Source organism: Corallococcus sp. CA053C, from assembly GCF_003611675.1.
In the GTDB taxonomy this organism is placed as follows: Bacteria; Myxococcota; Myxococcia; order Myxococcales; family Myxococcaceae; genus Corallococcus.
In genome coordinates this window covers 21090-28897 of record NZ_RAWA01000079.1, presented here as the reverse complement: position 1 = coordinate 28897, position 7808 = coordinate 21090, and the positions used below count along the sequence as shown (strand labels likewise).

Genomic DNA, 7808 nt, shown 5'->3' with positions numbered 1-7808 from the left:
GGATGAGCCCCCGCATGCGCCCACGCCATCCCCGCGAATCGAGCGAATCAGGTCAGGCCATGGTGGAGGCGGCCCTGTCGCTGCCCCTGGTGGTGTTCCTGATCCTCGGTGCCCTGCAGCTCTTCCTGATGATGCAGGCGCGGGTGATGACCCACTACGCGGTCTTCCGGGCGACGCGCGCGGGCAGCGTGGGCCACGGGGACTGCCAGCGGATGACCCACGCGGCCATCCTCGCGTTGATCCCCACCTTCCACTCGTTCATGGGGCAGGGGACGGGGTCGCTCAACGGTCCGCTGGGGCGCGGCGCGGGGTCGGATGCGCCGCGGCTCCTGGCGAACGCGTTCGCGGCGCGGAGCAACAACCGCTACGCGGGGACGGGCAGCCCGGGCCCCCAACTGGATGGCGTCCACAACGGCAGCATCGTGTGGATCCAACGCGACCTGGCGGGCGGCGGCGTGGAGAGCCCGGAGGACAAGGACTTCGACCGGCCGGGGCACCTGCGGCGGTTGGAGGTGCAGCTCGTCTTCTGGTACCCGCTGCGCATCCCGTTCGCCAACTGGGTGATGTCGCGCATGTTCCTCGCGCACTTCAACATCCGCCCCTACACGGACGCGAACCCGCTCATCCTCGCCGAGCGCGACGCCAACTGGAATGCGGGTGAAGTCACCCCCTCGCGCGTGCTGGAAGGCGAGTTGGCGATGGAGCTGGCGGAGCGCGTGAACAACCGCCAGTACGTCTTTCCCATCATCACCACGTTCACGATGCGGATGATGACGCCCGTGAAGGCGCGGTTCTTTCCCAGCATGAGCTGCCCTCGGTGACCCCATGAAGCGCTTCTCCCCCCAGCGCGGTCAGACCCTGGTGCTGTTCGTCCTCAGCATGCTGCTGCTGGTGCTGATGGTGGCCCTCACGCTGTCGTTCAGCATGAAGGTGCGCGAGCGCATCGAGGTGCAGACGGTGGCGGACGCGACCGCCTACTCCAACGCGGTGGCCACCGCGCGCACCTTCAACAGCATCGCCGTCATCAACCGCACGGAGATCGCCCACATGGTGGCGTCCGCCGGCGCGGCCAGCCTGCTGAGCTGGGTGAGCCTGTACCGGGGAGAGCTCAACGCGGCGAAGTTCGGCTACGGGGTCTGGCTGCCCGTCTACCAGGCGTTCGCCGCGGCGGGATGCCCGTGCGCGTGGTCCAACGGCTTCTGCGCGCGCATGTGCCAGTGCGGCCTCCGGGGCTCGGCCGACCTGGGCATGCTGATGAGCAAGTTGCAGATGGAGGACCTGCGCGTGGAGGGCGTCTTCCAGTCGCTGGATCCGCTGGTGGGCCTGCAGATGCGCCTGCACCAGATTGCCTCGGGGGCCCTCTACGCCTCCGCGCTGGCGGACTACCAGAGTCTCGAGGACAAAGTGGGCGACCAGGCCTTCGCCAACGACATCCTGGGGGACATCACCGGGCACCGGAGCCCGCGAGACGCGGGATGGCGGGTGCCCTCCGCGGGCAGCGTCTCCCGGGATGAACTGTCGGACAACACGATGTGCGTGGGCGGCGGCGCGATGTGCAACCCGCTGCCCCTGACGGTGGCCCACCTGGTGGACGCCGCCATGGGCAGCCGTGGCTTCCACTTCGTCACGTCGCGCACGATGATGGATTACGTGGCGCATGACGCCAACCTGGCCTGGGTCATCACGCCCCCCGACATCGCCGCGGTCGTCGCGGGCGAGGGCACGGGCTACTTCGGCAAGCCGGGCCTGCAGTACCCGCTGTTTCCTCCCTATGCACCGGCGGTGACGGCCGAGGACATCAGCCAGGTGGTCTACCTCTACAACCACGTCGCCCACGGCGGTGGCCCGCCCTGTCCCCTGGCCGTGGGGGGCTCGCTGCCGGCCTTCGCCCAGGTGGCCGCCTCGGGGGGCTTCGCGCCCACGCCGACGCATATCTGGCTGGGGGGCGTGGATCCGTCCCCCTTCATCAACCACATGCTGGCGCCGTGCCTGGGCGGTGTGTCGAGCTGCCCCGGCGTCTGGCCGCCCTTCATGGACTACAACCTGACGGAGCTGTGGCCCAACGGGGAAGGCAACAACTTCGGGCAGCCGAAGAACTTCGCCATCATCCAGCGCGACCGCAGCAACATGCCGGCCGCGGACCAGGACCCGTGGAACCTGGCGTTCCGCTTCCGCTTCGAGGGCTCCAATCCCAACCCGAACGCGGGCCGGTTCGACAACCGCACCGCCACCATGGCGGACGGCACGCCCCTGGGGGTGCAGACGGCGCTGTCCACCGGCATCGCCTACTACCACCGCGGCAGCAGCGCGAGCTTCTCCCACTGGAGCGAGCCGCCCAACCTGCTCAACCCGTACTGGCGCGCCACGCTGGTCCCGGTGGACACCGACAACTCGGGTCTGGACGACGCGTTCGAGGCGCTGGGGGCCAGCTCTCCTTCCTCCGCCCAGATGATCCGTGAACTGCAGCGCGTGGGCTTCCAGGGGTTCCAGTGATGGGTCAGGTCATCCGGCGTCGTCGGCAGGTTCGCGGCCAGTCCATCGTGGAGGCGGCCATTGGCGTCACGCTGTTCGTGACGGTGCTGGTGTTCGGCATCCACTTCGCGGAGGTGGGCTTCCTGTCGCTGAAGGTGCAGGAGGCCGCGGTGTCCGCGCTGTGGAACGGCACGCACGGGGACATGCACATCATCCCGCTCGACTACAGCAAGGGGAACGACTCCATGAGCCGCGCCGCGGAGGACGCGCAGGCGCGCTACGCGGACTTCAACGGCCTGTCGGGCGTCAACCACGGCGATGTCATCACCCAGGTCTTCACACGCGGCTCGGACCTGCGGGTCAACTGCACCGAGAACGGCGCCCTGGGCTGGGACGGCCCCATCCTCACGCAGCTGGCCTACCGCGACAATGGCGGCACCGGATGCAGTTCGCAGGCGACCCTGAGCGCGTGGAACTTCCCCCGTTCGTTCCTGGACCGGGAGTCCGAGGGGGGGCTGTACAAGGCGGATCACATGGACCCCACCCGGGCCAGCTTCCAGGTGTGCGGCGTGGGCCGTGCGGTGTCGGGCCAGTGCAACGGCCGCTACTCCATGCTCATCGATGACTGGGGGCTCGCGGGCGAGCTGGAGTCCAGCACCTGTCTGCTGTTCCAGGACTGGGCGCTGCCGTGCACCAACATCCCGTTCTATTCGGCCACGAAGATCGTCTACGAGCCCACCGCGCTGCTCATCCCGACCTACGGCAGCCTCCTGGCAATGGAGGCCGTCTTCTGGAACCCGCTGCCGCCCCTGGTGCTGCGCAACCGCGAGAAGACCTTCTGGATGAGCGCGGCGGGGGAGGAGACCAACTTCATGCAGTACTTCACCATCCCCGCGCCGCTGGGCAACCTGTGGAACACCTCGCCCGGCGCGATGATTGGCATCACCACGCCCCATTACGGGATCTCCTACACGGAGCGCTTCGGCAATGGCGGCTGCTTCCTTGGAAAGGATTGTTGAGATGAAGAACCGAAGCCTGTGGTCCGGCGGGATGCTGGCGCTGGTGTTGGGCGTATTCCTGATGGCCCCCGCCGCGCGCGCGGACAGCAACTCCTGCAACACCGACTGCGCGACCAAGAACGGGGACACCCTCCAGGCCTGCATCAGCGCCTGTCCGGCGCCCGGCGACCCCGGCTCCGCGAAGGCGGACAGCAACCGCACCTGCTCCGTGCGCTGCACGCAGAAGTTCCAGACCCAGTTCAATCAGTGCAAGTCCCGCTGCCCCAAGGCAGACGGCGACACGGGCCCCAAGAAGGCGAACTCCGTCAAGGCCGCGCGGACGCACCAGCAGCGCTAGGACATGGGCCGGATGACGCGTGTGATGCGACGGTGGGGCCTGCTGCTCGCCCTGGGGGCTTCGGCTCCGGGGTGGGCGCAGCGGGCGAACTTCACCTGGGAGATTCCCAAGACGGCCAGCGTGGTGGACGTGCCGGGGTCGGTGGACGCCAACGGGGTGCCGGTGAAGCTGCGCGCGGTGCGCAGCAAGGAGAAGCCGGACGTCATCGTGCGGCACGTGGTGGAGCGCTTCCTGTCCTGGGGCTTCGTGGTGCCGCCCGGGCAGCAGCAGCCGCAGTTGATGCGCGAGCCCATGGTGACCGCCATCGATACGCGCAACTTCATCTCCTACACGGCCATCCTCCAGGTGAACCCGGACGGCACCACCACGGTCATCCTGGGTGAGGCGAACCTGGGTGCGGCGAAGGCCCCCCCTTCCTCCGACCTGCCCGTGTTCCCCGGCGGGACGAAGCCGCTGACGGCGGAGACGGAAGGGACTCGCACGGTGAGCTATACCGTGGCGAACAAGACGTCCGCGGACGTGGAGGCCTTCTACCGCGAGGCGCTGGGCAAGCGAGGCTACCGCGAGGTGCAGCCCCGCCTGTTCCGGTCCGCCACCGAGGAGCTCCAGTTGTCCCTGGGCGCCACCAAGGATGGCTCGATGGCGGTGCGGCTGGTGCGCCGCGCGGCGGGTCCGGACGATGAGCTGTCACCGGGCAGGTGAAGGCCCCTGGAAGAAGGACGACGTGACCGACATGAAGACCGCGGTGCGAGGCTGGCTGGGACTGATGGCGCTGGGCGCCGTCCTGATGGCGCCCCAGGCGCTCGCGCAGAAGTGCGAGGACAAGTGTTCGCTTGGCGCCGCGCCCGTCCTCAAGGCCTGTGTGAAGAAGTGCCCCGCCAAGGACAAGGCGTGCTCGGACACCTGCACGAGGAAGTTCCAGGCGCAGAAGGCCAAATGCACCAAGGGCTGCAAGGGCAAGAAGGGCAATGCCACGCAGGAGCCGCACACGCACGACCACGACGAGTGACCTGTGATTGAAGCGCCCGCGCGAGGGTGTTACGGCCGCTGGAGCCATGAGCGACGCCCCCTCCCGCAAGGACCTCGACGCCACCGTCCACCTGCCGCGCACGGAGTTCCCCATGAAGGGGAACCTGGCCCAGCTCGAACCGCGCCTGCTCGCGTGGTGGGCGGAGGCCGGCGTGTGGAAGAAGCTGCTGGAGAAGAACGCCGGCCGTGAGCCCTTCGTGCTGGCGGACGGGCCCCCGTACGCCAACGGCCACCTGCACGCCGGGCATGCGCTCAACAAGGTGCTGAAGGACATCGTGGTGAAGTTCCGGAACCTGTCCGGACGCCCGTGTGACTTCATCCCCGGTTGGGACACGCATGGTCTCCCCATCGAACAGGCGGTGGAGAAGCGACTGAAGGAGCAGAAGCTCGACAAGCGCACGCTGTCGCGCGACGCGCTGCTGGAGCGCTGCCGCGAGTACGCGCTGGAGTTCGTGGACATCCAGCGCACGGAGTTCCAGCGGCTGGGCGTCTTCGGTACGTGGGAGGCGCCGTACCGGACGCTCGACTTCACCTACGAGGCGCAGGAGCTGCGCGAGCTGGCCACGTTCGCGCGCCGGGGCATGCTCTACCGGCGCAAGAAGCCGGTGGCGTGGTGTCTCCAGGACCAGACGGCGCTCGCCGAGGCGGAGGTGGAGTACGCGGAGCACACGTCGCCTTCCGTGTACGTGGCCTTCGACGCGGGGCCGTTGCTGGCGGACCGGATGCCGCAGCTGCGTGGCGAGCGCGTGTCCTTCGTCATCTGGACCACCACGCCCTGGACGCTGCCAGCCAACCTGGCCATCGCGGTGAACCCCACGTTCGAGTACGTCTTCTACCGGCTCAGTGACCGCATCCTGTGCGTGGCGAAGGACCTCTTGGCGAAGGTGCTGGCGGAGGTGAAGGCGGACGAGCTGGCGGTGAAGCACGTGCAGCTTCCCACCGGGGAGGTGTCGTCGCCGGCGCTGGTGGACCCATCGCGCATCGTCGCGTACGCCACGGGCGAGGACCTGGAGCACGTGACGTACCAGCACCCGTTCTACGAGCGGCAGGGCCGCGTGCTGTTGGGCGGGCACGTCACGCTGGAGGCGGGCACGGGGCTGGTGCACACGGCGCCGGGGCACGGCCAGGAGGACTACGAGCTGGGGCTCGCGTACGGCCTGGACATCTACAACCCGGTGCGCGCGGACGGCCGCTACGACGACACGGTGGGCGAGGTGCTCGCGGGCCGCCGCGTGTTCGACGCGAACGCGGCGGTGCTGGACCTGCTGGTGCAACGGGGCGCGCTGCTCAATGACAGGACAGACACCGTCACGCACAGCTACCCGCATTGCTGGCGCTGCCACCAGCCCGTCATCCAGGCCGCGACCTACCAGTGGTTCATCCCCATGGACGCGCCCTTCCACGGCACACAGACGTTCCGGCAGGCGGTGCTGGAGCAGGTGGACCGGGTGCGATGGGTACCGTCGTGGGGACACTCGCGCATCCGCGGCATGTTGGAGGGGCGTCCGGACTGGTGCATCAGCCGGCAGCGCAGCTGGGGCGTGCCCATTCCCATCGCGTACTGCGACGGGTGCGATGAGGCGGTGGTGTCTCCGGAGGTGATGGAGCGCGTGGCGGCGGCGGTGGAGAAGGAGGGCGCGGGCGTGTGGTACCGCACGCCGGTGAAGGAGTTCCTCGGGGAGGAGTTCCGGTGTCCCCGGTGTGGGAACGGCGAGTTCCACCGCGAGACGGACATCCTGGATGTGTGGTTCGACTCGGCGTGCATGTTCTCCGCGGTGCTGGGCACGCGGCAGCGCGTGCCGGCGGACCTGTTCCTGGAGGGGAGTGACCAGCACCGGGGCTGGTTCCATTCCTCGATGCTGGTGTCGGTGGGCACGCGCGACGTGGCGCCCTACAAGGCGTGTCTCACGCACGGCTTCGTGGTGGATGGCCACGGCGAGAAGATGTCCAAGAGCCGGGGCAACACGGTGGCGCCGGACAAGGTCATCCAGCAGTACGGCGCGGAGGTGCTGCGGCTGTGGGTGGCGGCCAGCGACTACCGCAACGACGTGCGGCTGTCGGACGCCATCCTCAAGGGGCTGTCGGAGGGCTACCGGAAGATCCGCAACACCCTGCGCTACGCGCTGGGCAACCTGCACGACTTCGACCCGGCGAAGGACGCGGTGCCAGCGGAGGCGCTGCTGCCGTTGGACCAGTGGGCGAGAGGGCGGCTGGCGCAGGTGGCGGCGCGGGTACGGCAGGCCTACGAGGACTACGAGTTCCACCTTGTCTACGCGACGGTGGTGGACTTCTGCGCCAACGACTTGTCGGCGGTGTACTTCGACATCCTGAAGGACCGGCTCTACACGGCGAAGGCGGACGGGCTCGCGCGCCGGGGTGCGCAGACGGTGCTGCACGAGGTCCTCACGGTGTTGCTGCCCCTCCTGGCGCCGGTGATGAGCTTCACGGCGGAGGAGGCGTGGCAGCACCTGCCGGGCGTCCGCGCCCAGAGCGTGTTCCTGGCGGGCTTCCCCGAACCCGTGGCCGCGCTGTCACCTGAGTTGGCGGAGCGGTACACGAAGCTGTTCGCGGTGCGGAGCGCGGTGCAGGGCGTGCTGGAGGTGGCGCGGCGGGACAAGCGCATCGGCGCGTCGCTGGAGGCGCGCGTGGCGCTGACGGCGGAGGGGGCGGTGCGGGAACTGCTCCAGGCACACCTGGCGGAGCTGCCCGGGCTGTTCATCGTGAGCCAGGTGGAGCTGTCCGACGCGGCATCCGAGGCGGCGCGGGCACTGGACGTGTCGCAGGCGTTCGGTGACGGCGTGTCCCTGTCCGTGGAGGTGCTGCCGGCCCTGGGGACGAAGTGCCCGCGCTGCTGGGTGTATTCAGAAGCGGTGGGGCAGGGCGATGCGGTGTGCCTCAAGTGCCGTGAGGCCTTGGGCTGAAGCCGTTGGAGTGTCTGGAATTGGAGACGC

7 protein-coding genes are annotated in these 7808 nt (G+C 68.9%); all 7 read left to right on the top strand.

Going from position 1 to position 7808, the window contains the following annotated elements:
* The coding region (locus D7V97_RS13665; protein ID WP_368668908.1) for a TadE/TadG family type IV pilus assembly protein at window positions 1-821 on the top strand (821 nt) is incomplete at its 5' end.
* 4 nt (window positions 822-825) lie between these two features.
* Window positions 826-2493 carry a pilus assembly protein TadG-related protein gene (locus D7V97_RS13660; protein ID WP_120611064.1) on the top strand — a complete coding sequence of 556 codons (1668 nt, stop codon included), beginning with the start codon at window positions 826-828 and terminating at the stop codon, window positions 2491-2493.
* Entirely contained in the window at window positions 2493-3491 is a 999-nt protein-coding gene (locus D7V97_RS13655) for a pilus assembly protein (RefSeq protein ID WP_120611063.1), read from the top strand. Before D7V97_RS13660 ends, D7V97_RS13655 begins: the two co-directional genes overlap by 1 nt.
* Window position 3492: 1 nt before the next feature.
* The gene (locus D7V97_RS13650) at window positions 3493-3828 is read left to right on the top strand and encodes a hypothetical protein (protein WP_120611062.1); all 336 of its coding nucleotides are present in this window, start codon (window positions 3493-3495) and stop codon (window positions 3826-3828) included.
* Window positions 3829-3840: 12 nt separating this feature from the next.
* Window positions 3841-4530, top strand: a complete 690-nt coding sequence (locus D7V97_RS13645; protein WP_120611061.1) for a hypothetical protein — start codon at window positions 3841-3843, stop codon at window positions 4528-4530.
* A 22-nt stretch (window positions 4531-4552) separates the two neighbouring features.
* Entirely contained in the window at window positions 4553-4837 is a 285-nt protein-coding gene (locus D7V97_RS13640; protein ID WP_120611060.1) for a hypothetical protein, read from the top strand.
* Between the two features lie 46 nt (window positions 4838-4883).
* The gene (gene ileS / locus D7V97_RS13635) at window positions 4884-7778 is read left to right on the top strand and encodes an isoleucine--tRNA ligase (RefSeq protein ID WP_120611059.1); all 2895 of its coding nucleotides are present in this window, start codon (window positions 4884-4886) and stop codon (window positions 7776-7778) included.
* Window positions 7779-7808: the final 30 nt, after the last annotated feature.